This is a genomic window from Microbacterium sp. NPDC007973 (assembly GCF_042958465.1).
GTDB lineage: Bacteria > Actinomycetota > Actinomycetes > Actinomycetales > Microbacteriaceae > Microbacterium > Microbacterium galbum.
The window spans coordinates 262,277-282,840 of the sequence record NZ_JBIBJJ010000003.1; the positions used below are offsets into that span (position 1 = coordinate 262,277).

The following is a 20,564-nucleotide window of genomic DNA, read 5'->3' on the forward strand; positions in this document are numbered from 1 at the left end:
CACGGACCTGAGCCCGGGCGAGCCGATCGTCATCACCGTCGGAGGTCGGCTGCTCACGGACGGTGACGAGATCGGTGCCGTCGTGCGGGCCGCCCGCACATCGCTCTGTTGAGCACGCTCACGGAGCCGCGTCACGCACGCTGACGGCGTTGCGCCACACCACGGGTGCCCAGTGGCCGCCCTCGCAGGGCACCTCGAGCATGACGACGCGGTCGTTGCCCCCGGTCGCCCAGGCCGCCTCGCGCGTCGATGCCCGGTTGGGCCAGGTGACCCACGCCCACACCGGGCGCTTCTGCGCGTACCACTCGATGGGACGGACGCCCCAGGTCTCGGGCTGCAGCGTGCAGGGGGCGATGGACGCCAGCACCCGCGCGACCATCTCGTCGCTGACTCTCGTCGACCCCATGCACCGGACCCCTTCCCCGGCCGTGGTCGAGTCTAGAACATATGTCCGACACTCGACCGGGCCAGGATGCGAGGTGCCTCATCCGAGGAGGAGATGCACGCGGTTCCGGAGAACGTCCACCGCCTCCTCCCGCGTGCGCCCGGCGCTCGGACCCTGCAGCAGCTCGGCCGCGATCTCGACGAGGATCGCGGTGCCGAGGAAGAGGTCGGCAGCGCCGATCGTCCGCGTGTCGCCGTCGGCGGTCGCCGTGGTCTGCAGCGCTGCGGTCGGTGTTCCGAAACGCGCGCGGACGAGCGCGCGTTCGTCGGGCGATGCGTCCCAGAACGGTCGGCCGGTCGCATCCGCACGGTCGATGAGGTTGATCAGGAAGTCGCGGGCATCACGCTGGGTCACGACTCCTCTTCGGAGCGTGGAGGCGAACAGATCCCCCGTGCGACTACTGGTTTCGTCCGTCGCGGGTGGTGGCATCCGGAGTCCGAGAGCGCGGCTTCGACTCGATCGGGACCGGGGCGCGAATGGGCCGGCCTGTGCGCCAGGTTCTGTCCGGGGGTCCCGGGGGACCCCGTGGACGGTCATCTCTCTCGGCGACACAGCGCCGTCGGGATCATCTTCGTTCCACAGACCGTCGGCAATCCTCTGCGGGAGCAAGCCTCGTCCGATCGCTCAGGGCATCTGGAGACTGACGACGCCGTCGTCGCCCCTCCGTCCTGAGAGCGCTTGAGTCTCGTGCGCTTCTCGGATGGGGACGGCTACTCCCCACCGAACCCACTCGTCTGTGGTCATGGCGAGATCGTCGTACAGATCCCAGAGCCGGTCGTGCAGACGCCGTGGCAGCGGAATATGAAGGCGAAATCTTCCAGGAAAGAGCTCACGTGCCGTGAATTCGATCGTGACGCCGATACTACCAAATGTCATCTGATCGAGAGAGAGTGCCCTTAGCATTCCGCTCTCAAATTCCCGCGCGATGGGTCCAGCAAAATCGAGCGTGGTCACCCTGCGACCTGCCTCACCCAGGTCGGACAGACTTGAGGCCCCACGCAGTATGCCGTGATGATCCCGCGAGGTGCGCCATCAGCCAGGCGAGTGGGGTTCGCGACGACCTTCGCATCCATAGTCCGATCGATTCTGCAGGACGCGAGCCACCAGGTGTACTGGTTAGCGGGCGTGACATAGATGAGGCTTCCGTTTTCCAGGTAGCGGTTGCGCGGGAACTTCGTCGTCTTCTGGAGCATCGTCAGGCTGACGTTGTGCTTCTGCAGATGCTGCCATCCCCACGTGCTGTTTCCGTTTCGGACTGCGACTTTGATGTGTTTGTTGTCCCAACACTGCGAGTAAATCGAGTAGGCAGGATCCGCCGCCGCCCTGATCCCGAAGGGGGCGCCGTGGAAACTCACCGCGGAAGCCACACAAGGACCATTCAGCGAGGCGGCATCCTGCGCGTCATCCCCCGCGAGGAGCTCGTCCTCGATGTCCTGTCCCACCTCTTCCGAACGCTCGATGAGTTCCGTGACGGGGATGGTTTCACCCACCTGATCCTCGTCGAGGCCCAAGACGGTTACCGACGTCGGCTGCTCGACGACGACGTCGTCGGGGGCCGGATCAGCTGCATCGCTGGATGCGACGTCGAGCGGGTTGATGAACATGAGGAGAGCGAGAAGAGAAGAACCAGCAAGAGCGTGCAGAGTCACGGCGACCGTTCCTGTCCGCGAACCACGGACGGGCTCGAATCGGTCAGACGTTATCGACCACTCGATCTCCTTCGAGCCACGGTGAACGCGGGTGAAATCCGTCCCCAGAGCTGAGTGGGTCCACGCTCGACCGGCGCCGACTGCGCAGACGCAGCGAAGCATCGGATGGTGCGAATGGGCCGGCCTGTACGCCGGGTTCTGTCCGGGGGTCCCGGGGGACCCCGTGGACGGTCATCTCTCTCGGCGACACGTTGCCGTGCCGCTCCAGCGGCCTACCCGGGGACTCGGCGAGCCGCGTCGTCATCCCCTGTCTGGCCTTGCTCCGGACGAGGTTTACCTCGCGGGTCGTGTCACCACGACCCCGGTGGTCTCTTACACCACCCTTTCACCCTTACCCCGGTCCTGACGGACCGCGGCGGTCTGCTCTCTGTGGCACTGTCTCGCGGATTGCTCCGGGTGGGCGTTACCCACCGTCCTGCCCTGTGGAGCCCGGACGTTCCTCGGCACGGGCGAACCCGTGACGCGACCGTCCAGCCGACCCATTCGCAGGGTCGAGTCTACGCGGGCCGCTCAGCCCTTCTCGGCCGTCTCGCCGATCCGCAGGTCGAGGGGGAAGTCGATGGGGAACGTCCCGAACAGCAGACGGCCCGCGGATGCCGCGGACTCCCGCACCGCATCCGCGACGGCGTCGGCGTGTTCGAGCGGGGTGTGCACGACGATCTCGTCGTGCAGGAAGAACGCCAGGTGGGGCACCCGCGCGAACACCGGACCCGAGGCGGGCGCCGCGTGGGCGGCATCCACCGCGGGGAGGACGGCGAGACGCGCGCGCAGGTCGGCGAGCCACGCGAGGGCCCACTCGGCGGCCGTGCCCTGCACGATGAAGTTGCGGGTGAAGCGGCCCCGGTCGCGAGCGGATCGACGCGCGCGGCTCTCGTCGACTCCGGATGCCGCGGCGTCGCTCGCGCGCGACTGCAGGTGCTGCCACGCCTCTCCCGCGGCGGGTGAGGTGCGCCCGAGCCACGTGCGGACCACTCCCCCGTTCTCACCCGTGCGCGCGGCATCGTCGACGAGCTGCATCGCCCGCGGGAAGGTGCGGCGCAGACGTGGGAGCAGGCGCCCGCTCTCCCCGGTGGTGGCGCCGTACATCGCACCCAGCATGGCGAGCTTCGCCTCGGCGCGGCTGGCGACGGCCCCGCGTTCGACGATGCCGGCGTAGAGGTCGCGACCGGATGCCGCCTCCGCCAGCGCCGTGTCACGCGCCATCGCCGCGAGCACCCGCGGTTCGAGCTGGGCCACATCGGCGGTGACGAGGGTCCAGCCCGGATCGGCGCGGACGGCGGTGCGGAGCGAGCGCGGGATCTGCAGCGCTCCGCCGCCCGACGACGCCCATCGGCCCGTCACAACTCCGGCGGGAACGTACACGGGGCGGAAGCGGTCGTCGTGCACCCACTCCTGCATCCAGGCCCACCCGTTGGCCGTGTACAGGCGCATGAGCTTCTTGTAGGCGATCAGCGGGGCGACGACGGGGTGGTCGTGCTCGGCGAGCTCCCACCGGCTTGTGGAGGTCACCTGGAGCCCCGCTCGGTGCAGCGAGCGCAGCAAGCGAGGCTGCGAGTCCAGGGAGGCCGTCGGATCCTCGAGAGCGGCCCGGACGATCGCCGCGGTGCGCTCGATGCGCTCCGGCAGACCTCCGCCCCGACGCGAGCCGAGTTCGCGTTCGAGCATCTCCTCGTGCGCGCGCCGGCTCCACGGCACCCCGGCCGCGTGGAGTTCGGCGGCGATCAACCCGCCGGCCGATTCGGCGGCGCACAGCAGGCGCAGGGTGCCGGGGGACGTCGCCGAGTCGATGGCGGCGAGCTGCCGTCGAAACTCGGCGACAGCGTCGTCGAGCGAGTCGGGCAGGACGGTCGAGGGATCGCCGAGGTCGAAGAGCGTGTCGCCCGCCGCGGGCGCGGCGCTGCCGGCATCCCACTCCCGATGGGAACGGAGTCCGTGATCGTCGACCACGCCCTCGGCGTCGCGCAGGATGCCGTGCACCAGTCGCAGATCCCAGGCGCGGGCCACACGCACCCCCGCCGAGAGCAGAGCGGGATACGTGCTCGCCGTATCGGCCCACACCCACCGGACGTCGCCGCGCTCTTCACGATCGAAGACGGCTTCGGCGAGCCGGTCGGCGGGGACGTCGGTGGGGGCTGCGTCGACGTCGGGCGACTGGAGGGCGAAGCGGCCGGGGCCGGTGCGCCCGACGACGACCGTGTCAGACGGCACGGGCGCCCGGAGGGGTCATCGCGATTCTTCGGTGCGGACGAGAATCGCGCCGCACTCGGGGCAGAACACGACCTCGTCGGTCTGCGCCCGGCGGACCGTGGCCAGGTCGCTCGGCGGCAGCACCATGCGGCAGGCCTCGCAGGCACCGGCGCGCAGCAGACCCGCCCCGTTGCCGCGGGAGGCGAGACGCTCGTAGAGCCCCAGCAGGTCGGCGGGGACGGACGCGGCCACGGCGTCACGATCGCGGCGCGCACCGTCGAGGCGCGTCGTCGCGTCGGACACGGTGGTCTTGGCCTCGGCGCTGAGCTGCGCGCCCTGAGCGTTGGTGTCGGCGATCAGTGCCTCTTGCTCGGCGACCGCGGCGTCGGCGGCCTCGAGGCGCTCCATGAGCGCGATCTCCATGTCTTCGAGGTCGCCCTTGCGGCGCTTCAACGACACGAGCTCGTTCTCGAAGCCCTGCGCCTGCTTGGGATTGGACGAGGCGGCGAGACGCTCGGTGTCGCGTGCGATGCGGGCGTCGACGACGGCGACGTCGGATTCGAGGCGCTTCAGTTCGGCGGTGATGTCGTCGCGCGCGTTGGCCCGGGTACCGAGCTCTTGCGCGAGCGTCGCCCGCTGGGCGATGAGCTCGCGCACGCGCTCGGCCTGCGGCGGGTTCGCCGCGACGCGCTCATCACGACGGATGCGGGCGTCGAGGTCGGCGAGATCGAGCAGTTTGCGCTGGTCGGCGGGATCGGCATTCACGCATGCAACGCTACCCCGGGGGTCGGACATCGGCGGTACGCGCCGGCGTCCCCGCCCGCCCAGCCCCCAGTCGGCCGCGAGGTCATACGGTCCCGTCGAGATGACCGGTGATTCGCTGCGACGGCGGGTCACCTCGGCGAAGACACGTGATCTCGCCGTCGCGGCGCCCGCATCCGCGCCACCGGCGCCACGGGCGCGGCGGGCGCCGCGTTAGACTCGTGGCATCCCGGGCCTTTAGCTCAGCTGGTAGAGCGCCACGTTTACACCGTGGATGTCGTCGGTTCGATCCCGGCAGGGCCCACCATTCCAGTTTCCAGCCACTGAACGGGCGCGCCCGTGCGCGCCGCCCACTCGCGGATCTGCAGGCGCGACGGTCGTGTGCGCCCGGAGGTGTAGTTCCCGATGGTGTTGCGAGACACGTCGAGGGTGTCCGCCATTTCGGCGGTGCTGACTCCGGCGACGCGGAGTGCTTTGTCGAGGCGGTCTCCGAGGTCGAAAGCCCAGGGGAAGGTCTCGTTGTCGGATCGTTGTGCGTTCGGCATGCACTGATCATTGCACAAGATAGTGCGTCTTCACAACGAGTTTTCCTAGACAAATACTGGCCTCGTGACCTGTTCATGGTCGCTGCGACGCATTTTGGTGTTGCCAAACGTTGTTCAATCACCAACACTGGCCCCATGCCCAACGACAAACTCCTCAGCACGGCGAAGGCGGCGGCAGCGCTCAATGTAGACCGCTCGACCCTGACGCGCATGGTGCAGTCCGGCAAGGTCAAGCCCGCGGTCCGTGGGGATGGGCTGCGCGGCGCGCTGTTCTTCTACCCCTCAGAGATTCGGCGCGCTTTCGAGCGCATGCGGGCCGAGAAGACCACCGCCGACGAGGTGACCCCGTGAGCGCCTCGCGTTTCCTTGCCGCCGTCGCCGTCGTGATCGTCGCGCTGCTGGTCGCCCCGTCCGCGATCGCCCCCGGGTTCAACGGTGCCGACCTGGTCGTCGTGCTCGCGCCCTTCGCGCTGCTGCGCATCTGTCTGCCGCGTGCGCGTCCCGAGACTCCCGCCGGGGGCGCGAATGCCCCCATCGACGTCCCCCACGTCTCCGAGCCCCCGGCGGGCAACCACACCTGAGCACTGCTCCCCCGCCCGCCCCGGGCGCACCGTTCCCTGTTCTCGAAGTCCCTCTGGCAGGAGTCCCTGATGTCTCGCGTCCTGATTCGCCCCCCGAAGCCCCTCACGCGTCGTCCGTATCGTGCGCGCCGTGCACCTCAGCACGAGAACGCGGTCACCGCGGTGCTCGAGGTGACGCCCGTCCCCCGCGGCATCGTCACCCTCGTCGGCGTCATGGGCGCCGCCGTCGTCGTCGAGCTGATCGTCGGCCTGGCGGTGATCTGGTGATCGCCGTCGGCCTGGACCCGTCGCTGACCTGCACGGGCCTCGCGATCTTCGACACCGAGGGCGGCGTCATCACCCGCCGTGTGCGGACGCCGAACATCGGCACGAGTTTGCTCGCACGTCGGCAGCGGATGCGCCGCGCGCTCGACGGTGTCCTGACGAACGTCCCCGCCCGCGTCGACGTGACGCTCATCGAGGTGCCGAACGCGGCGAAGCAGCACGGCGCGCACGGCGAGCGCATGGCCCTGTACTGGTGGCTCGTCGACCAGATGTTCGCCCGCGGGCGCGTGGTCGAGGTCGCGCCGAAGTCCCGCGCGAAGCTCGCCACCGGCAACGGCAACGCGGGCAAGGACGACGTCGTCGCGTTCACCCGTGCCGCGTTCCCCGACGTGCGGATCCCGGACGACAACGTCGCTGACGCCGTCGGCCTCGCCTGGGCCGGCGCCCGGTGGGCGGGCATCCCGACGCCGGAGTACTCCCCCATGCAACAGCAGGCGTTCGACCGCCTCGCCTGGCCCGCCCGCACCGCCCCGATCGTCTGAGAGGACACCCCACCATGGTCAAGCTCGCATCGTCGCTCCCGAAGGAGTACGACGACAACGGCATCGAGCCGAACGGCCGGCACCTGCTAGCCGCGTACCCGACGCAGGACTACCTGCCCGTCGTCGCGCTTGTGCGCACGAAGGAGATCACGCAGAACGACGCGTTCGAGAAGATCCCGAAGATCGAGATCGTCGCGATCGAGCTCGCCGTCGACGCAGACGATCAGGAAGCGGCCCGCGCGCTGCTGCAGCGTCTGCACGACGGCCGTGTGCGGCACGTGAAGCAGCCCCTCGACCTGCCCGACGCGGATGCCGAGCCGGAGCCGGTCGCGCCGCTCGAGCTCGAAGCGTCGACCGGTCAGTACACGCTGACCGTCGTCGACCAGCCCGCCGGGAAGTTCGGCGTCGAGCTGCGCGCCCCGTCCGGCGCCGTCGCCCTCACCCGCAGTGCGCTCCCCGCCGATGACTACGAAGCCCCGTTCCCGGGCACGTATCAGATGGGGCAGCTCGGCGGCCCGCTGGGCGAGCTCGCGGGCCTGCTGGTGCAGGAGTTCGAGCAGGGCTTCACCACCGACTCCGAAGACGTCGTCGACGCCGAGCTCGTCGACGAGACCACCCCCACCACCGACGCCGAGGAGGCATAAGAGCATGAGCACGCCCGCTCCCATCACCCCCATCCGCCAGGCCGAGCAGAAGCACCAGTCGACCGAGGATCTTGTCGGCGAGCGCGCCTCGCTCAAGGCCGACGCCGAGCACATCGCCGACCGCATCGCGCAGATCGACGCGCAACTGGTCGAACGGCTGCCCGTCGGGACGCACGACATCGATGGCACGAAGGTGCAGGTGCGGGAGTACTCGCGCCTCGACACCGACTGGGTCGCCGCGCAGTACCCGCAGGCGGACTACCCCCAGCTGTACAAGACCACGACCGGTGTCGACCTGGCCGCGGTGAAGAAGCAGTTCGCGCCGGCCGTGCTCGAGGAGCACCAGGTGCGCGGCGCGAAGTCCGTCGTCGTCAAGTAAGCGCGACCGCCGCGATGGCATACACGCCGGGTTCGAGTCCCGGGGCGGCACCACCCACCAACGTCCAACGATCAAGGAGAACCCCATGGGCAGCACTCGCATCTACCTGGCGTCCAGCTGGCGAAACGCCCAGCAGCCCGTCATAGTCAACGCGCTTCGCCGCGCCGGTCACGAGGTCTACGACTTCCGCAATCCGCGCGATGACCGCCGCATTGCGGTGCGGGGAAACGACGAAGACGGTTTCCGGTGGTCCGACATCGACCCCGCATGGGAGGACTGGTCACCCTGGGCATTCACTCAGGCGCTGCAGACGGACACCGCGGCTCTCGGCTTCGGTAACGACTGGCGGGGCATGGAGTGGGCCGAAACGGGCGTTCTGCTGCTGCCCTCCGGACGCAGCGCTCACATCGAAGCTGGATACTTCGCGGGCCACCCGGACAAGTCGCTTCACATCCTCGTACCCGAGCTTCCCGAGCCCGAGCTCATGTACAAGATGGCCGACGGCGTGCACCTCAGCGTCGAAGCCCTGATCCAGGCACTGCGCGGATGACCACCGTCGAGGACCTGTACCTCGGGGTCATCCGGGACAGCATCACGCGGCACCCGCGGTCACTGCAGAAGCGCATCGGCCCGTCGGAAATCGGCAAGCCCTGCGACCGCTGGATCCTGCACAAGCTCAACGGTGACGGCGAGCCCGACCGCGGACCCGCGTGGAAGCCCGCGATCGGCACCGCGGTGCACGATCAGCTCGAGCGCTGGTTCGATGCCGCGAACCGTCACGGCGGCGAGGTCGAACACGCCGAGTGGATTACCGAGTGGCAGGTCACCGTCGGCACCATCGGCGGGACGAGCATCACCGGTCACTCCGACCTGTTCCACGTCCCCACGGGCACCGTCATCGACCACAAGATCGTCGGGCCGAAGCAGCTCACGAAGTACCGCATCCACGGCCCCAGCCAGCAGTACCGGGTGCAGGCGCACCTCTACGGCAAGGGCTTCACCGACGACGGCGGGTGGGGCACGTGCCGCACCGTCGCGATCGCGTTCCTCCCCCGCGACGGTGAGCTGCAGAACGCCGTTTTTTGGTCCGAGCCGTACAACCCGCATCTCGCGGGCGAGGCGATGCTTCGCGCGAACCGCCTCAACCTGCTGCTGCAGGTCGCGGGGCTCGACGGGGCGCTCGCGGCGTCGCCGCTGTGTGACGACGAGTGGTGTACCTGGTGTCGCACGGAGAAGCGTGCGCAGCACCGCGCTGCTGGCGGGTCACTGTTCGACGTGCCGCCCGCCGAGCCGACCCCGGCCGCGGGGAACGCGATACCGCCGCTCGCCGTGCTCCCCATCCCGGAGCGGACCTGCGAGCACTGCGGATGGCAGAGCCACGAGAGGCGCGAGAACACGGCCGAGTGGGAACGGTCGTGGCAGGTGCACGAGCAGCTGCTGTGCCCGGCGCGCCCCGCCGCTCCCGTCACTCCGCTGCGCCCGGCCGCGCCGCCCGCCACGATCGCGCAGCTCTGCGACGACTGCGGCCTGCCGCTGCACCCCGCGGCCGCGGCGGACGGCAGCACCGTCCACCCGACGTGCATTGCGCCGTTCCCGCCCGCCCCGAGACCCATCCCGTCGACGCCGCAGCCAGCGGCGGCGGCACCCGCCCCCATCCGCAACCTGTTCGACCGCTGACAAGACCAACCACCAAGGAGAACCCCATGTCCCTCTTCGAATCCTCGAGCAAGGGCGTCAAGTTCGACGCCGTCGGCGCCACCGTCACCGGCGTCGTGCAGTCCGCCCCGCGGGAGCGGCAGCAGACGAAGTTCGGCACCCAGGAGCCCGACTTCTGGCCCAACGGCGACCCGAAGATGCAGATCCTCGTCGATCTCAAGACTGACCAGCGCGTCGACGCGAGCGACGACGGCGAGCGCACCCTGTACGTCGCGTCGAAGAATATGAAGCGCGCGATCGGGGAGGCGATCCGCGCGGCTGGCGCGTCGGACATCGCGCCGGGCGGGACGCTGACGGTGCAGTATCTCGGGAACGACCCGGCGTCGAAGAACCCGGCGAACCCGGCGAAGATGTACGCCGCGACGTACACGGCGCCGACGTCGGCGTTCGCGCAGCAGCCGGCCGCCGCGGCAGCCGCCCCCGTCGCCGCGCCTCAGCAGCCCGTCGCCGCGCAGCCCGCCCCCGCGCAGCAGCAGTACGTGCAGCCCGTCGCGCCCGCCGCCGTGGCGCAGCCGCAGGCGCCCGTGCAGCAGTCGGTGGCTGTGCCCGCGCCGCACCCGAGTGGGCTCACCGATCAGCAGGTTTCGCAGGTGCAGCAGCTCCGCGGCGCCGGCATCCCGGACGCCCAGATCGCTGCTGCGATCAACGCGACGCAGCAGCAGCTGGATCTCGTCGCGTCCTGAGCACGGCCGCCCGGATGGTCGCAGGCGCGGTTCGACTCCGCGCTCGGGCACATGAGCACTGACACGACCACTCCCCTGACGATCTACGTTGCGGGCCCGATGACCGGGATCCCCGACTTCAACTACCCCGCGTTCCGCTCCGCCGCCGAACGCCTGCGCGAGCTCGGCCACCTCGTCGAAGACCCCTCGACTAACGTCAACCCGACGCCCGACGACTACCACGGGTGGCTGCGCGCCGGGCTGGCTCAGCTCATCCGCTGCGACGGCGTCGCGCTCCTCGACGGGTGGGAGGCATCCGGCGGCGCCCGCCTCGAGGTGAACGTCGCCGCCACCCTCGGCCTTCGCGTCGCGCCCCTCACCGCATGGCTCGCCGAGACGGTCGCCGTTCGATGAGCGCGGGCAAGACGCTCAATGTCGGGTCGACGTCAGCCCGCGGCGACGCGTTCGCGGACGACCTGTACGCGTTCCGCAACGACCGGTGGCTGACACCCCTGCCGTTGGTGCAGTCGCTCGGAGGCTTCGACCTCGATCCCTGCGGCGCTCCCGGCCACGCAACGGCGGCAGAGGTGTGGACGCCTGAGACCATGGGCGACGGCCTTTCGATGCCCTGGTCTGGCCGCGTCTGGTTGAACCCTCCGTACGGGCGCACGATGGGCGCCTGGATGCGCGCTCTCGCCGTCCACGGATCCGGCACGGCGCTCATCTTTGCTCGGACGGAAACTGCCCTCTTCCACGAATGGGTCTGGCCGACGGCCACGGCGCTGCTCTTCCTCAAGGGACGCATCACTTTCCTCACCCCCGACGGCTCGCCTTCGAAGGCGAACAGTGGTGCCCCAAGCGTCCTCATCGCTTACGGCGAGCGCGACGCGGACGCTCTCCGCGTATCCGGCATCCCGGGTGCGTTCGTTCGGAACGCCGAGGTCCTGCGATGAGCACGGCGACGGTCGCGCAGCATCCCGCGCGGTGCCCCGACTGCGGCGCTCCGATCCGCGTCGGCGACCGCGTCGCGCGGGCGAACGCGTTCGCCGAGTGGCAGCACGCCGCCTGCCCGCCCACGAAGTTCGACGTCGACCCCGCCACCGTCTGCCCGGACTGCTTCACCGTCCGCGCCACCACCGGAGCCTGTGCCTGCCCATGACCCTCCTCGCCACCGCCCTCGACCTGCACGCCGCAGGCCTCTCGGTCGTGCCCGTCGCCACCGACGGGACCAAGCGCCCCCGCATCGCGTGGAAGCAGTACACCGACGTCGCCGCCGATGACGCGCAGCTGCGCGCCTGGTTCGACAACGACCTCGAGCAGGGCATCGGCATCGTCACCGGCCACGGCGACGTCGAGCTTCTCGAAGTCGAAGGCGCCGCGATGGGCCAGATGGGCGATGTGCTCGAGCTACTCGACGGCACCGGCCTCCGCCCCGTCTACGACCGTCTCATCGCCGGATGGTCAGAGCAGTCCCCCTCCGGCGGCCTGCACCTCCTGTACCGCGTCGAGGGTGGCGCGGTGCCCGGTAACACGAAGGTCGCGCAGCGACCCACCGACGGCGCGACCGGGCGCGAGACCCTCGCGGAGACCCGCGGCACCGGCGGGTTCGTCGTGCTCGCCCCCTCCGCGGGGGCCGTGCACCCGACCGGCCGCGCGTGGGTGCGGCTCGTCGGCGGGCCCGCCACCATCCCGACCGTCACCCGCGAGGAGCGCGACCAGCTCCACACGATCGTGCACGCCGCGCTGGACACCATGCCGGACGAGACCCCGGTCAGCGCGGGCGGCCCGGTCGACGCGAAATGGTCGACCACGTTCCACGCCGCCGAGGGCGACATCACCCCCGGCGACGACTACGAAGCCCGCACCGACTGGGCCGACATCCTCGTCGGCTGGGTGCACGTGTTCACCCGCGGCGCGACGAAGTACTGGCGCCGCCCCGGCAAGAACGACGGCATCAGCGCCACCACCGGCCACGCCGGCGACCGCGACCGCCTCTACGTCTTCACCTCGTCGACCGACTTCGAACCCGAGGTGCCGTACACGAAGTTCGGCGCGTACGCCCTCCTCCACCACCGCGGCGACCACGCCGCCGCCGCGAAGGCCCTCGCCGACGCCGACTACGGGCACCGCGCGCCCCGTGCGCTCGCCCCCGCCGCCGCGGCGTCGCGCACGACGTCGACGGGCACGCAGATCAGCGCCGTCGGCGCGTCCGCCACGGCCACGGCGCCCGCCGCGACCATCGGCGGCGACAGTGCGGACCTCACCGACGACGGGAACGCGCGTCTCCTCGTCGCGGAGTACTCCGGCACCATGCGGTACGTGCCTGACGCGGGCCGGTGGGTCACGTGGGACGGCACCCGGTGGGCGTGGCACCCTGACGACGGGCCCGCCATCGAAGCCGCGCGCGACGTCATCCGCCGTATCCCTACCGACAACACCGCCCTCAAGGCGTGGCGGCTCAAGTCGATGCGGGCCCGCGCGATCGCCGACGCCGTCCGCCTCGCCCGCGCAGCTCCCGCCATGCGTGTCGCCGCGGCGGAGTTCGACCGGCACCCGTGGCAGCTCAACACCCCCGGCGGCGTCGTCGACCTCCGCAGCGGCGCGATCGCCGCGGCCACCGCCGCCCTGTTCCACTCGAAGCAGACGACCGTCACCCCCGACGCGACCATGCCGACCCCGCTGTGGGACAGGTTCCTCGCGACGACGTTCCAGTCGAACGCCGACGTCGAACGGTACATGCAGCGTCTCGCCGGGCTCATGTTCATCGGCGAGGTGCGCGAGCACATCCTCCCCTTCGCGCACGGCGCCGGCGGCAACGGCAAGGGCGTCTTCGCCGAGGTGCTGTCCGCGATCGCCGGTGACTACGCCACCTCCGCACCGCAGGGATTCCTCGTCGTCGGCCGGGAGAAGCACCCCACCGAGCTCGCCATGCTGCAGGGCCGCCGCCTCGTCATCACGTCCGAGATCAACGAGGACACGAAGTTCGACGAGGCCAAGATGAAGGCCCTCACCGGTGGCGACACGATCACCGCCCGCTTCATGGGCAAGGACTTCTTCGACTTCGCCCCGTCGCACACGTTCCTCCTGCTCGGCAACAGCCAACCGAAGGTCGAGACCGGCGGTGACAGCGTGTGGCGCCGCATGCGCCTCATCCCCTTCACCCACTCGGTGCCCGAGGACGAGCGGATCGAGAACCTGCAGCAGCGGCTCGTCGAGGAGGAAGGCCCCGGCATCCTCGCCTGGATCGTTAAGGGCGCCGTCGAGTACGCCCGCGACGGCCTCGCCACCCCCGACGAGGTGCTCGCCGCGACCGACGCGTACCGCGCCGAGGAAGACCACCTCGGCCGTTTCGTCGAGGACCGGTGCGAGCTCGGCGGCGGGTCTGTCGTCGTCGTCGACACGAGCGAGCTGCGCAAGGCGTATGACGCGTGGTGTCGCGAGCAGCATCAGGAGGCGCTGTCGGCGACCGCCTTCGGCCGTCAGCTCAAGCAGCGGTTCGACGTCGGCGACAAGCGTTCCAACGGGCGACGGTTCTACACGAACATCCGCCTCGCGGTCGAGGAGACTCCCGACTCCGAAGACCCGCGCGACACGCCCTGGCACGAACGATGAGCGCCACAGCCCCGCTCGCCGCCCGCTGCGCACGCTGCCGACGCGGCGTGCTCGAGGTACGCCGCGACTTTCAGCTCGGCGTGCTCGTCGGCGCGCCGCGCCTCGACCCCGTCCGCCTCGACCGTGACCAGGTCCTCGCGTGCGTGCTCGTCGGGATCCGTCTCTGGCAGATCCGAGAGCACGCCGGCTCGACGACGACGAGCAGCCGGTCGCGGTGGTGGCCGCGGCAGCCCGTCGACGGGCACACAGCCCCCGAGCACGCCTGCACCCGCGTCTGGGACGCCCCCGCTCTCGACCTCGCGCCCGACGAGGTCACCTACCCCGAACAGCCCCCCTTCTGAGAGGAACCGCCATGACCGAGATCACCCGCACCGTCGAGCAGCTCGTCGCTGACATCGACGTCGACGACGATGGCCTCGTCCGCATCCACGTCGCCCACCCGCTCACCCCCGACGAGGCGCGCGACGCCGCCGCCGCGATCATCGTCGCCGCGAAGGCTGGCGAGGAGTACGCCGCCGAGCAAGAGCGCATCCGCGACGAAGGCGCCCGCCTCGCCTCCCTCACTCCGCCAGCTCGCTGCCTGCGCTGCAACACCGAGATCGAACGCGATGCGCACAGCAGCACGGGATGGCGACACACTGTCGCGGCATTCCACACCGCGGTCGTCGAGGAGGCCCGAGCATGATGCGCACCGCAGACATCATCAGCGACACCATCCCGCATGGCACCCCCGACGGGCATCGCGCCGGATGCCGCACCAGCGCCTGCCCCGCCGCGCTCCCCTGCCGCGATGTGTACCGCCGGTACGCCGGCGACTACTCGTTCCGTCGACTCTTCGACGCGGGCGTGCCCCTCGCCGACATCGTCGCCGCCGACGACGCCGCACGCGAGGACGTCGCGAAGCGAGACCGCGCGGCGAACCGGTCCGCCCGGAAGCGTGCGGCGCAGGGCCCTGCTCCTGCGCCGGCGCGACCGCCCCGCTCCGCTCCGGCACCGACGCCCGCCGCGCCCGCGCCTGCACCCGCCGCACCTCAGCCCGCAGCACCAGCGCCCACGGTCACGCCGGCCGACATCGAGCGCGCTGCCGCCTCCTGGCGGGTGCAGAAGCTCGCGCTCGACCTCGCGCTGCGCAACGCCGAGCGCGCCGTCGACGAGGCGATCGCCGCTCGCGACCGCGCGTCCGCCGCGTTCGACGCACACGTCGCCACCGGCGAACCCACCGCGCCCGCCGAGGGTCCGCGCAATGGTCGCCGCCGACGCCGCGACGAGATCGAAGCCGGAGTGCGGGCACTGCACGCCGCCGGCAAGTCGGACGCCGCGATGGGTGTCGCGCTGAAGATCACTCGCGCGTACGTCGGCATGGTGCGCCGCGACCTCGGGCTCGCGTCTAACGTGCCTGCCGGTGGTCAGAAGGTGGTGGCCTGATGCGCATTCTGACCGTTCGTCAGCCGTGGGCGTGGGCGATCATCCACGGCGGGAAGGACGTAGAGAACCGCGTCCGCAACATCGCCGGAGACTACCGCGGGCCCGTCGCCATACACGCCGGACTCGCGCGTGCGGCCGCGGGCGATGCCCAGGTGGTCGCGCATCGCGTGCTAACTAGGTGTCGCGCGTCGTTGGTGGACTGGTCCACGGGTCAGGCGCACGGCGTGATCCTCGGCGTCGTCGACCTCGTAGGAGCGCACCGTGCGTTCGGCGACAACCCGGGCGGCCACAACCTCTGTGGCTACGGCGAGCAGTGCTCGGAGTGGGGCGAGCCCCGAGGGTGGCACCTCGAGCTGGCCCGACCACACGCTCTGGCCGATCCGATTCCGTACCGCGGTGCGCTCGGTCTCCGCCGCCTCGACGACGACACGACGGCGCGCATCCTCGCGCAGATCGACCGCCCCCTCTGCCCCGAGTGCCGCGACGGGAAGCACCGCAACTGCACCGGCTGGGCGCTCGATGCCGCCGACGAGATGATCCCCTGCCACTGCGACCACGGAGACCTGCCATGAGCGCGCTAATCCCGGCCGACGCGATCGACCCGACCGTCGCACGCGAGCAGTGGGTCGCCGAGTACCTCTGGCACGTCGACCAGCTGCCCTACGTCGTCGAAACCACCGGGACCATCGTCGTCGCCGCGCGCGGCGTCCGTGCCGCTCCGCTCAGTGAGCGTGTGTCCGGCGGCGGGTACGTCGACAATGTGCCCCTCGTCGATGGTCCCGAGGCGCGGAACGCGCGCGCCGTGTGGGACGCGATGCGCGGCTACCTCGTCGTCGCGGCGTCCCGCCTGGGCGTCGAAGCACCGCAACTCCCCGCTGGGCTGCCGGACGACGTCGAGCTCGCCCGCGAGTGGGCGTACGCGGCGAACGCTTGGCTGTCCGACGCCGTCGAGCACATCGAGTCGTGGGAGGACCTCGACGCGCTGCAGGACCAGCTGTTCCGCCTCGTGCGCCGCGCCATGCACCGCCTCGAGCTGACCGCCACCCGCCGCGCCCGCCCCGAGCTGTGCCTGCGGTGCGGCCAGCACGGCGTCCTCGTCGACTGGATCGACGGGCCCGACGGCGAGTCAGTGCTCTCGAAGGTGTGCATCGTCTGCCGCACCGACTACTCACCCACCCCCGTCAAGGAGTCCTGATGGCCCCCGCCACCCTCGCGTACTCCGGCGAGTTGTTCGCTGGCACCGGGATGCTGGGCCGCGCGGTCAGCGTCGTCTTCGGCACCCGCCCCCGGTGGTTCTGCGAGTTCGACGCAGCGCCGTCGAAGGTGCTCGCCCACCACTACCCTGACGTCCCGAATTACGGCGACGTCACCAAGGTCGACTTCACCACCGTCCCGCACACGCACGTCCGCGCCGGCGGTTTCCCGTGCCAGGACGTGTCCGTCTCTGGCGCCCGCGCAGGACTCCGCAGCGGAACACGCTCCGGCCTCTGGTCCGAGTTCGCCCGATCCATCGCAGAGGACAGGCCCGACTGGGTCGTCATCGAGAACGTAGGAGGTCTCCTCAGTGCCGAAGCAGCAAGCGGAGATGGAACTGCATTGGAACCCTGCCCGTGGTGTGTGGGAGACGACGACGACGAACCTCGCTTGCGGGCACTCGGAGCGGTTCTCGCTGACCTGGCCGCGCTCGGGTTCGATGCGGAGTGGACGAGCATTCGAGCTTCGGACGTCGGCGCGCCCCATGGCCGGCTCCGGGTCTTCATCCTCGCGTGGCCGAAAGAGCGAACCCGCACAGGAGACCCTGTTCGACCTCGGGTGAGCGCGCCAGGTCAGGGTGTCGTGACGCTACTGCCAACGCCGACTGTCGTGATGAACGATGGTGAGTCAGTCGAGTCATGGTCCGCGCGACGTGAACGGGTGAAGGCGACCGGCGCGAATGGCAACGGAATGGGGATGCCACTCCCCATCGCAGTGCAGCTGCTGCCGACGCCGACGGTCGGGTCTTCCTCGCCGGCCGCCCACGGGCAAATATCGGGCGACTTCCGCGCTCGGATGGACGCGGTGATCGGCGAGGTGACGATGATGCCGGCGCCGCGCACGTCCCGCGGCGGCTCGTCCACCGAGACCATGTACGGCCTCGGCGCCGAGCGTGACGACGAAGGAGACCGTCAGGGAAACGTCACAGGCGAGGTTTCGTCGTGGGGCCCTTACGCCGCCGCGATTGCGCGCTGGGAGTTCGTGATGGGCCGCCCTGCGCCGGCGCCGATGCGGATGGACGGCAAGGGCGGAAAGGGCCGGCTGAACCCGGAGCTCACCGAGTGGATGATGGGCTGGCCCGCCGGATGGGTCACAGACGCAGCGGTCGGTCTGTCCCGCGCGGAGCAGCTGAAGGCGTGTGGAAACGGCGTGGTCCTCCAGCAAGCCATCGCCGCACTGCGGATGCTCCTGGAGCGCCCCGGCGTGCCGCGCATCGAATGGGAGGTGGCGGCGTGACGGCGCTCATCAGCACCGCAGCCATGACCGGCACCGAGTTCTGGCGAGCGTCGCGGGACGGTAACCCTGTGGGCCTCGCCCTCTACCGCCGGCACTACTCGCGACACGTGTATCGCGACGGTCGCGACCCCGCGCTGTTTGTCGGGCCTGGCGAGAAAACCGTACTGCTCTCCCATGACGACGACGCGCTCTTCGTGTGGCGTCGCTTCATCGACGCGTCGGGGCAGGACGGCATCAACTGCGCGGTGTTCCGCAACGAGTCACCGCACCTGGCCTCGGCCATGATCCTCGACGCCGAGACGTGGGCGCACGCTCGCTGGCCTGGCGAGCGTCTCTACACCTACGTCAACGCGCGGCGCGTGCAGTCCCCGAACCCCGGCTACTGCTTCAAGCGCGCCGGGTGGCGGCACGCCGGTCACACGCGCGGAGGTCTCGTCATACTCGCCAAGGTCGGCGGTTGACTGGTGGCCACCCTGACGTACCGCGAGGCGGCGCGCACGGTGCGCCGCTCCGTGCGCACGATCAAGCGGTGGCGACGCGCGGGCATGACCATGACCTGGGAGCAGCGCGACGGGCAACGCGTCCGCGTCGTCGACGAGGACCTGCTGTTCGCGACCCTCCGCGACCGCCTCGACGCATGGCCCTCACACCAGTACCGACTGCGCCGCCTGCAAGCCACCGCCGCGACAGACCCGCCCGCGAGGTGAGCGCCCCCCCCCACACACACGAGAACGCCCCTCCCGCACTCACGGTGCGGGAGGGGCGTTCTCGTTGTCGGTGGGGTGACGTAGCCTGATCCCTGGCCGGGGAAGGGGACCGGTCTGTGGGTTCGACGAAGGTCAGCGACGAGATGCTGTCGCGCACGCTGGCATCCGTGCATCCGATCACACTCCCGCTGCAGGCGTACGGGCCGCAGCCGGTCGAGTGGTTCGACCCGAAACGCCCCGTGTGGGCGTGGGTGCAATGGCCCAACCGCGCCGCCGAACGCGTCGAGGCGTGGGCGATGGGAGCGAACGACCGCATCGTCGTGCTCGAGGTCCCCTGCGACGGCGGCCACTGGCAGCCCGTCGTCTGGCGCAACGCGGTGACCGTCCGCCGCCTAGGCTGACCTCGTGCACATCGAACACGCCGGCGGCGCGACCACGCGCGGATACATGCCCGACTGGGTCGCATTGATCCTCATCAACGCCGGCAGCTTCGCGATCGTCGCGACGCTCGTGCTGCTCAGCATGGCCTTCGACGCCTTCGTCTTCGACCTACGCTGACATCGTGCTCATCGGAACCATCCGCCCCATCGAAACCCGCACCATCGAGGTCGAGGCGCACTCGCTCGCCGAAGCGCACGAGCTCCTCAAGGCGCAGTGCCCGCCCGGGTTCGAGCTCGCGAACACCCCCGTCACGATGGGCAAGGGCACCACACTGCTGACCGCAGTGGGTACGTTCGTGCGTCGCGACGGCGCCCGCGACATCGAAGCCGCCGACCGGGCCGCGCTCGACGCGCAGATCCCCGACGGGTGGGCACTCATCACCGTGCGCGGCTCGTGAGTAGGCTCGGCGGCATGCTGAAACGAACGCGGGAGCGCATCGAAGTAGAGGGTCTCGAGACGGTCGTCTCCAGCAAGCCAAAGCACGTGGGCAAGCACATCATCCCCGCGATCGAGCTGACGTTCGTGACCGAGGACCGAGAGGTCATCGTCATCACCCTCCCCGCCGCCGTAGCCGCGAAGATGACCGACGAGATGATCACGTCCCTCCGCACCGCCCTGCCGAAGATCCCACGGCGTGGGCCGCACTACACCTGAGCCTTCGCACTGTCACGGAACGGTAACGGACGAGGCTCGAAACGCGGCCGGCTGTAACCATCTGGCCACGGAAGACCCGGCGTGATCTCGCCGTCGCTACTGTTCAGCGCATGACTCTCACTTTCCGCCTCGAAGCCAACGCTTCCGGTAAGGGCTCGCTTGCCGGTCAGCTCCACAGCATCGGCACCGACCACGTGCCCGCTCACGTTGGACACCACCTCAACGCCTCCGACGTCGAGAAGTACCACCACGAAGTCCCCGAAACCGGCGACACCGAGACCGACGACGAGGGTCACGCCGTGCTCCGCTATGTCAGCACCGATGTCGTGGACCCCAAGCTCGAGCCCAGCAAGGAATTCGGCTACCCCCTCGTCGGTCCCGACACTCGTGTTCGCTAAAGCAGGCGCGGAGATCGCCGCGCTATCCATCACCCTCCTCGGCACTTTGGCGGGCATCATCGCCTTGAACGCCCTCCCGCAGGAATTCCGCTGGACAGCCCCTGTTCTCTTCGTGGCGGCCGGTGTCGCTTTCGTCATCGGAGTGATCTTGATCATCGTGCGCGTTCGCCGTGATCACCGACAGGATCAACTCGAGAAGGAAGAGCCATCTGCGTTCGCCGTCGGCGACATTGGCACAGCCGTTTTCCGCAACAACAGTTCGACCGCAGACAACTTCTTCCGGGGGCGGGCCAAAGACGCGACATTCGAGAACAACACCCACGAACCGGACAAGAAGTGACGCCGGGCTACGTGTGCGGGCACTGCTACGAACGTGTGTACGTCCCGGTAACGACGCCGAT

At 70.0% G+C, this 20,564-nt stretch carries 34 protein-coding genes, 1 tRNA gene and 1 other RNA gene; 28 read left to right on the plus strand and 8 right to left on the minus strand.

Annotated features, from left to right (window positions below; all coding sequences use genetic code 11):
* Positions 1-118 precede the first annotated feature (118 nt).
* The 7 genes from ACFZA2_RS10140 to ACFZA2_RS10170 all read right to left on the minus strand — a co-directional run bounded on the left by ACFZA2_RS10140 (position 119) and on the right by ACFZA2_RS10170 (position 5,106).
* Positions 119-406 (minus strand): hypothetical protein, encoded by a 288-nt coding sequence (locus ACFZA2_RS10140; protein ID WP_315995680.1) that lies wholly within the window; start codon positions 404-406, stop codon positions 119-121.
* Positions 407-484: 78 nt separating this feature from the next.
* Positions 485-799, minus strand: coding sequence for a hypothetical protein (locus tag ACFZA2_RS10145; RefSeq protein ID WP_391404009.1), 315 nt, complete (start codon positions 797-799; stop codon positions 485-487).
* Positions 800-1,069: 270 nt separating this feature from the next.
* Positions 1,070-1,399, minus strand: a complete 330-nt coding sequence (locus ACFZA2_RS10150) for a hypothetical protein (protein ID WP_391404012.1) — start codon at positions 1,397-1,399, stop codon at positions 1,070-1,072.
* Entirely contained in the window at positions 1,396-2,094 is a 699-nt protein-coding gene (locus ACFZA2_RS10155; protein ID WP_391404015.1) for a hypothetical protein, read from the minus strand. Before ACFZA2_RS10155 ends, ACFZA2_RS10150 begins: the two co-directional genes overlap by 4 nt.
* Positions 2,095-2,265: 171 nt before the next feature.
* An RNA gene (gene rnpB, locus ACFZA2_RS10160) (RNase P RNA component class A) lies at positions 2,266-2,636 on the minus strand.
* A gap of 28 nt (positions 2,637-2,664) precedes the next feature.
* Positions 2,665-4,362, minus strand: coding sequence for a bifunctional 3'-5' exonuclease/DNA polymerase (locus tag ACFZA2_RS10165; protein WP_391404018.1), 1,698 nt, complete (start codon positions 4,360-4,362; stop codon positions 2,665-2,667).
* Positions 4,363-4,377: 15 nt separating this feature from the next.
* Positions 4,378-5,106 (minus strand): zinc ribbon domain-containing protein, encoded by a 729-nt coding sequence (locus ACFZA2_RS10170; RefSeq protein WP_391404020.1) that lies wholly within the window; start codon positions 5,104-5,106, stop codon positions 4,378-4,380.
* Between the two features lie 228 nt (positions 5,107-5,334).
* On the opposite strand from ACFZA2_RS10170, the gene ACFZA2_RS10175 reads away from it, so the two are divergent.
* Positions 5,335-5,410: transfer RNA gene (locus ACFZA2_RS10175), tRNA-Val, on the plus strand.
* On the opposite strand, the gene ACFZA2_RS10180 is transcribed toward ACFZA2_RS10175, so the two are convergent.
* The gene (locus ACFZA2_RS10180; RefSeq protein WP_391405279.1) at positions 5,367-5,648 is read right to left on the minus strand and encodes a helix-turn-helix domain-containing protein; all 282 of its coding nucleotides are present in this window, start codon (positions 5,646-5,648) and stop codon (positions 5,367-5,369) included. The two genes, ACFZA2_RS10175 and ACFZA2_RS10180, sit on opposite strands and share 44 nt — an antisense overlap.
* A gap of 135 nt (positions 5,649-5,783) precedes the next feature.
* On the opposite strand from ACFZA2_RS10180, the gene ACFZA2_RS10185 reads away from it, so the two are divergent.
* From ACFZA2_RS10185 to ACFZA2_RS10315, 27 genes are all read left to right on the plus strand, one after another.
* Complete coding sequence (locus ACFZA2_RS10185) at positions 5,784-5,999, plus strand: helix-turn-helix domain-containing protein (protein WP_391404022.1); 216 nt, start codon at positions 5,784-5,786, stop codon at positions 5,997-5,999.
* Entirely contained in the window at positions 5,996-6,229 is a 234-nt protein-coding gene (locus ACFZA2_RS10190; RefSeq protein WP_391404025.1) for a hypothetical protein, read from the plus strand. The genes ACFZA2_RS10185 and ACFZA2_RS10190 overlap by 4 nt, the downstream gene beginning before the upstream one ends.
* Before the next feature lie 69 nt (positions 6,230-6,298).
* A complete protein-coding gene (locus ACFZA2_RS10195) occupies positions 6,299-6,496 on the plus strand; it encodes a hypothetical protein (RefSeq protein ID WP_391404028.1) in 198 nt (65 codons plus the stop codon).
* Positions 6,493-7,035 (plus strand): hypothetical protein, encoded by a 543-nt coding sequence (locus ACFZA2_RS10200; protein WP_391404031.1) that lies wholly within the window; start codon positions 6,493-6,495, stop codon positions 7,033-7,035. Before ACFZA2_RS10195 ends, ACFZA2_RS10200 begins: the two co-directional genes overlap by 4 nt.
* 14 nt (positions 7,036-7,049) lie before the next feature.
* Entirely contained in the window at positions 7,050-7,679 is a 630-nt protein-coding gene (locus tag ACFZA2_RS10205) for a hypothetical protein (RefSeq protein ID WP_391404034.1), read from the plus strand.
* A gap of 4 nt (positions 7,680-7,683) precedes the next feature.
* Positions 7,684-8,058, plus strand: a complete 375-nt coding sequence (locus tag ACFZA2_RS10210) for a hypothetical protein (RefSeq protein ID WP_391404036.1) — start codon at positions 7,684-7,686, stop codon at positions 8,056-8,058.
* A gap of 85 nt (positions 8,059-8,143) precedes the next feature.
* Complete coding sequence (locus ACFZA2_RS10215; protein ID WP_391404039.1) at positions 8,144-8,608, plus strand: hypothetical protein; 465 nt, start codon at positions 8,144-8,146, stop codon at positions 8,606-8,608.
* The gene (locus ACFZA2_RS10220; protein WP_391404042.1) at positions 8,605-9,735 is read left to right on the plus strand and encodes a hypothetical protein; all 1,131 of its coding nucleotides are present in this window, start codon (positions 8,605-8,607) and stop codon (positions 9,733-9,735) included. The genes ACFZA2_RS10215 and ACFZA2_RS10220 overlap by 4 nt, the downstream gene beginning before the upstream one ends.
* Before the next feature lie 26 nt (positions 9,736-9,761).
* The gene (locus tag ACFZA2_RS10225; RefSeq protein ID WP_391404045.1) at positions 9,762-10,457 is read left to right on the plus strand and encodes a hypothetical protein; all 696 of its coding nucleotides are present in this window, start codon (positions 9,762-9,764) and stop codon (positions 10,455-10,457) included.
* Between the two features lie 51 nt (positions 10,458-10,508).
* On the plus strand, positions 10,509-10,850 hold the full coding sequence (locus tag ACFZA2_RS10230; RefSeq protein WP_391404048.1) for a DUF4406 domain-containing protein: 342 nt from the start codon (positions 10,509-10,511) through the stop codon (positions 10,848-10,850).
* The gene (locus ACFZA2_RS10235) at positions 10,847-11,389 is read left to right on the plus strand and encodes a DNA N-6-adenine-methyltransferase (RefSeq protein WP_391404051.1); all 543 of its coding nucleotides are present in this window, start codon (positions 10,847-10,849) and stop codon (positions 11,387-11,389) included. The genes ACFZA2_RS10230 and ACFZA2_RS10235 overlap by 4 nt, the downstream gene beginning before the upstream one ends.
* Positions 11,386-11,595, plus strand: coding sequence for a hypothetical protein (locus ACFZA2_RS10240; protein ID WP_391404054.1), 210 nt, complete (start codon positions 11,386-11,388; stop codon positions 11,593-11,595). Before ACFZA2_RS10235 ends, ACFZA2_RS10240 begins: the two co-directional genes overlap by 4 nt.
* Positions 11,592-14,048: a phage/plasmid primase, P4 family gene (locus tag ACFZA2_RS10245; protein ID WP_391404057.1), complete on the plus strand. Its 2,457-nt coding sequence runs from the start codon at positions 11,592-11,594 to the stop codon at positions 14,046-14,048. The genes ACFZA2_RS10240 and ACFZA2_RS10245 overlap by 4 nt, the downstream gene beginning before the upstream one ends.
* On the plus strand, positions 14,045-14,389 hold the full coding sequence (locus tag ACFZA2_RS10250) for a hypothetical protein (protein WP_391404060.1): 345 nt from the start codon (positions 14,045-14,047) through the stop codon (positions 14,387-14,389). The genes ACFZA2_RS10245 and ACFZA2_RS10250 overlap by 4 nt, the downstream gene beginning before the upstream one ends.
* 11 nt (positions 14,390-14,400) lie before the next feature.
* Entirely contained in the window at positions 14,401-14,733 is a 333-nt protein-coding gene (locus tag ACFZA2_RS10255; RefSeq protein WP_391404063.1) for a hypothetical protein, read from the plus strand.
* Positions 14,730-15,473, plus strand: a complete 744-nt coding sequence (locus ACFZA2_RS10260; protein ID WP_391404066.1) for a hypothetical protein — start codon at positions 14,730-14,732, stop codon at positions 15,471-15,473. Before ACFZA2_RS10255 ends, ACFZA2_RS10260 begins: the two co-directional genes overlap by 4 nt.
* The gene (locus tag ACFZA2_RS10265; protein WP_391404069.1) at positions 15,473-16,045 is read left to right on the plus strand and encodes a hypothetical protein; all 573 of its coding nucleotides are present in this window, start codon (positions 15,473-15,475) and stop codon (positions 16,043-16,045) included. The genes ACFZA2_RS10260 and ACFZA2_RS10265 overlap by 1 nt, the downstream gene beginning before the upstream one ends.
* On the plus strand, positions 16,042-16,668 hold the full coding sequence (locus ACFZA2_RS10270; RefSeq protein WP_391404072.1) for a hypothetical protein: 627 nt from the start codon (positions 16,042-16,044) through the stop codon (positions 16,666-16,668). Before ACFZA2_RS10265 ends, ACFZA2_RS10270 begins: the two co-directional genes overlap by 4 nt.
* Positions 16,668-17,963, plus strand: a complete 1,296-nt coding sequence (locus ACFZA2_RS10275) for a DNA cytosine methyltransferase (protein ID WP_391404075.1) — start codon at positions 16,668-16,670, stop codon at positions 17,961-17,963. Before ACFZA2_RS10270 ends, ACFZA2_RS10275 begins: the two co-directional genes overlap by 1 nt.
* A complete protein-coding gene (locus ACFZA2_RS10280) occupies positions 17,960-18,424 on the plus strand; it encodes a hypothetical protein (protein ID WP_391404078.1) in 465 nt (154 codons plus the stop codon). The genes ACFZA2_RS10275 and ACFZA2_RS10280 overlap by 4 nt, the downstream gene beginning before the upstream one ends.
* 3 nt (positions 18,425-18,427) lie before the next feature.
* Entirely contained in the window at positions 18,428-18,670 is a 243-nt protein-coding gene (locus tag ACFZA2_RS10285) for a hypothetical protein (protein ID WP_391404081.1), read from the plus strand.
* Positions 18,671-18,786: 116 nt separating this feature from the next.
* A complete protein-coding gene (locus ACFZA2_RS10290) occupies positions 18,787-19,071 on the plus strand; it encodes a hypothetical protein (RefSeq protein WP_391404084.1) in 285 nt (94 codons plus the stop codon).
* Positions 19,072-19,075: 4 nt separating this feature from the next.
* Positions 19,076-19,228: a hypothetical protein gene (locus ACFZA2_RS10295; protein WP_391404087.1), complete on the plus strand. Its 153-nt coding sequence runs from the start codon at positions 19,076-19,078 to the stop codon at positions 19,226-19,228.
* 4 nt (positions 19,229-19,232) lie between these two features.
* Positions 19,233-19,508, plus strand: a complete 276-nt coding sequence (locus tag ACFZA2_RS10300) for a hypothetical protein (protein ID WP_391404090.1) — start codon at positions 19,233-19,235, stop codon at positions 19,506-19,508.
* A 14-nt stretch (positions 19,509-19,522) separates the two neighbouring features.
* Entirely contained in the window at positions 19,523-19,765 is a 243-nt protein-coding gene (locus tag ACFZA2_RS10305) for a hypothetical protein (protein WP_391404093.1), read from the plus strand.
* Between the two features lie 110 nt (positions 19,766-19,875).
* Entirely contained in the window at positions 19,876-20,163 is a 288-nt protein-coding gene (locus ACFZA2_RS10310; RefSeq protein ID WP_391404096.1) for a hypothetical protein, read from the plus strand.
* Positions 20,153-20,503 carry a hypothetical protein gene (locus tag ACFZA2_RS10315; RefSeq protein ID WP_391404099.1) on the plus strand — a complete coding sequence of 117 codons (351 nt, stop codon included), beginning with the start codon at positions 20,153-20,155 and terminating at the stop codon, positions 20,501-20,503. Before ACFZA2_RS10310 ends, ACFZA2_RS10315 begins: the two co-directional genes overlap by 11 nt.
* The last annotated feature ends 61 nt before the right edge of the window (positions 20,504-20,564 follow it).

Bases quoted from the DNA above. Each gene is read 5' to 3' on its own strand.
- ACFZA2_RS10195 (WP_391404028.1), top strand. From the start codon at position 6,299: ATGTCTCGCGTCCTGATTCGCCCCCCGAAGCCCCTCACGCGTCGTCCG.
- ACFZA2_RS10255 (WP_391404063.1), top strand. From the start codon at position 14,401: ATGACCGAGATCACCCGCACCGTCGAGCAGCTCGTCGCTGACATCGAC.
- ACFZA2_RS10275 (WP_391404075.1), top strand. From the start codon at position 16,668: ATGGCCCCCGCCACCCTCGCGTACTCCGGCGAGTTGTTCGCTGGCACC.
- ACFZA2_RS10205 (WP_391404034.1), top strand. From the start codon at position 7,050: ATGGTCAAGCTCGCATCGTCGCTCCCGAAGGAGTACGACGACAACGGC.
- ACFZA2_RS10305 (WP_391404093.1), top strand. From the start codon at position 19,523: ATGCTGAAACGAACGCGGGAGCGCATCGAAGTAGAGGGTCTCGAGACG.
- ACFZA2_RS10180 (WP_391405279.1), bottom strand. From the start codon at position 5,648: ATGCCGAACGCACAACGATCCGACAACGAGACCTTCCCCTGGGCTTTC.
- ACFZA2_RS10265 (WP_391404069.1), top strand. From the start codon at position 15,473: ATGCGCATTCTGACCGTTCGTCAGCCGTGGGCGTGGGCGATCATCCAC.
- ACFZA2_RS10210 (WP_391404036.1), top strand. From the start codon at position 7,684: ATGAGCACGCCCGCTCCCATCACCCCCATCCGCCAGGCCGAGCAGAAG.
- ACFZA2_RS10225 (WP_391404045.1), top strand. From the start codon at position 9,762: ATGTCCCTCTTCGAATCCTCGAGCAAGGGCGTCAAGTTCGACGCCGTC.
- ACFZA2_RS10215 (WP_391404039.1), top strand. From the start codon at position 8,144: ATGGGCAGCACTCGCATCTACCTGGCGTCCAGCTGGCGAAACGCCCAG.
- ACFZA2_RS10240 (WP_391404054.1), top strand. From the start codon at position 11,386: ATGAGCACGGCGACGGTCGCGCAGCATCCCGCGCGGTGCCCCGACTGC.
- ACFZA2_RS10260 (WP_391404066.1), top strand. From the start codon at position 14,730: ATGATGCGCACCGCAGACATCATCAGCGACACCATCCCGCATGGCACC.
- ACFZA2_RS10140 (WP_315995680.1), bottom strand. From the start codon at position 406: ATGGGGTCGACGAGAGTCAGCGACGAGATGGTCGCGCGGGTGCTGGCG.
- ACFZA2_RS10235 (WP_391404051.1), top strand. From the start codon at position 10,847: ATGAGCGCGGGCAAGACGCTCAATGTCGGGTCGACGTCAGCCCGCGGC.
- ACFZA2_RS10245 (WP_391404057.1), top strand. From the start codon at position 11,592: ATGACCCTCCTCGCCACCGCCCTCGACCTGCACGCCGCAGGCCTCTCG.
- ACFZA2_RS10270 (WP_391404072.1), top strand. From the start codon at position 16,042: ATGAGCGCGCTAATCCCGGCCGACGCGATCGACCCGACCGTCGCACGC.
- ACFZA2_RS10250 (WP_391404060.1), top strand. From the start codon at position 14,045: ATGAGCGCCACAGCCCCGCTCGCCGCCCGCTGCGCACGCTGCCGACGC.
- ACFZA2_RS10220 (WP_391404042.1), top strand. From the start codon at position 8,605: ATGACCACCGTCGAGGACCTGTACCTCGGGGTCATCCGGGACAGCATC.
- ACFZA2_RS10185 (WP_391404022.1), top strand. From the start codon at position 5,784: ATGCCCAACGACAAACTCCTCAGCACGGCGAAGGCGGCGGCAGCGCTC.
- ACFZA2_RS10310 (WP_391404096.1), top strand. From the start codon at position 19,876: ATGACTCTCACTTTCCGCCTCGAAGCCAACGCTTCCGGTAAGGGCTCG.
- ACFZA2_RS10230 (WP_391404048.1), top strand. From the start codon at position 10,509: ATGAGCACTGACACGACCACTCCCCTGACGATCTACGTTGCGGGCCCG.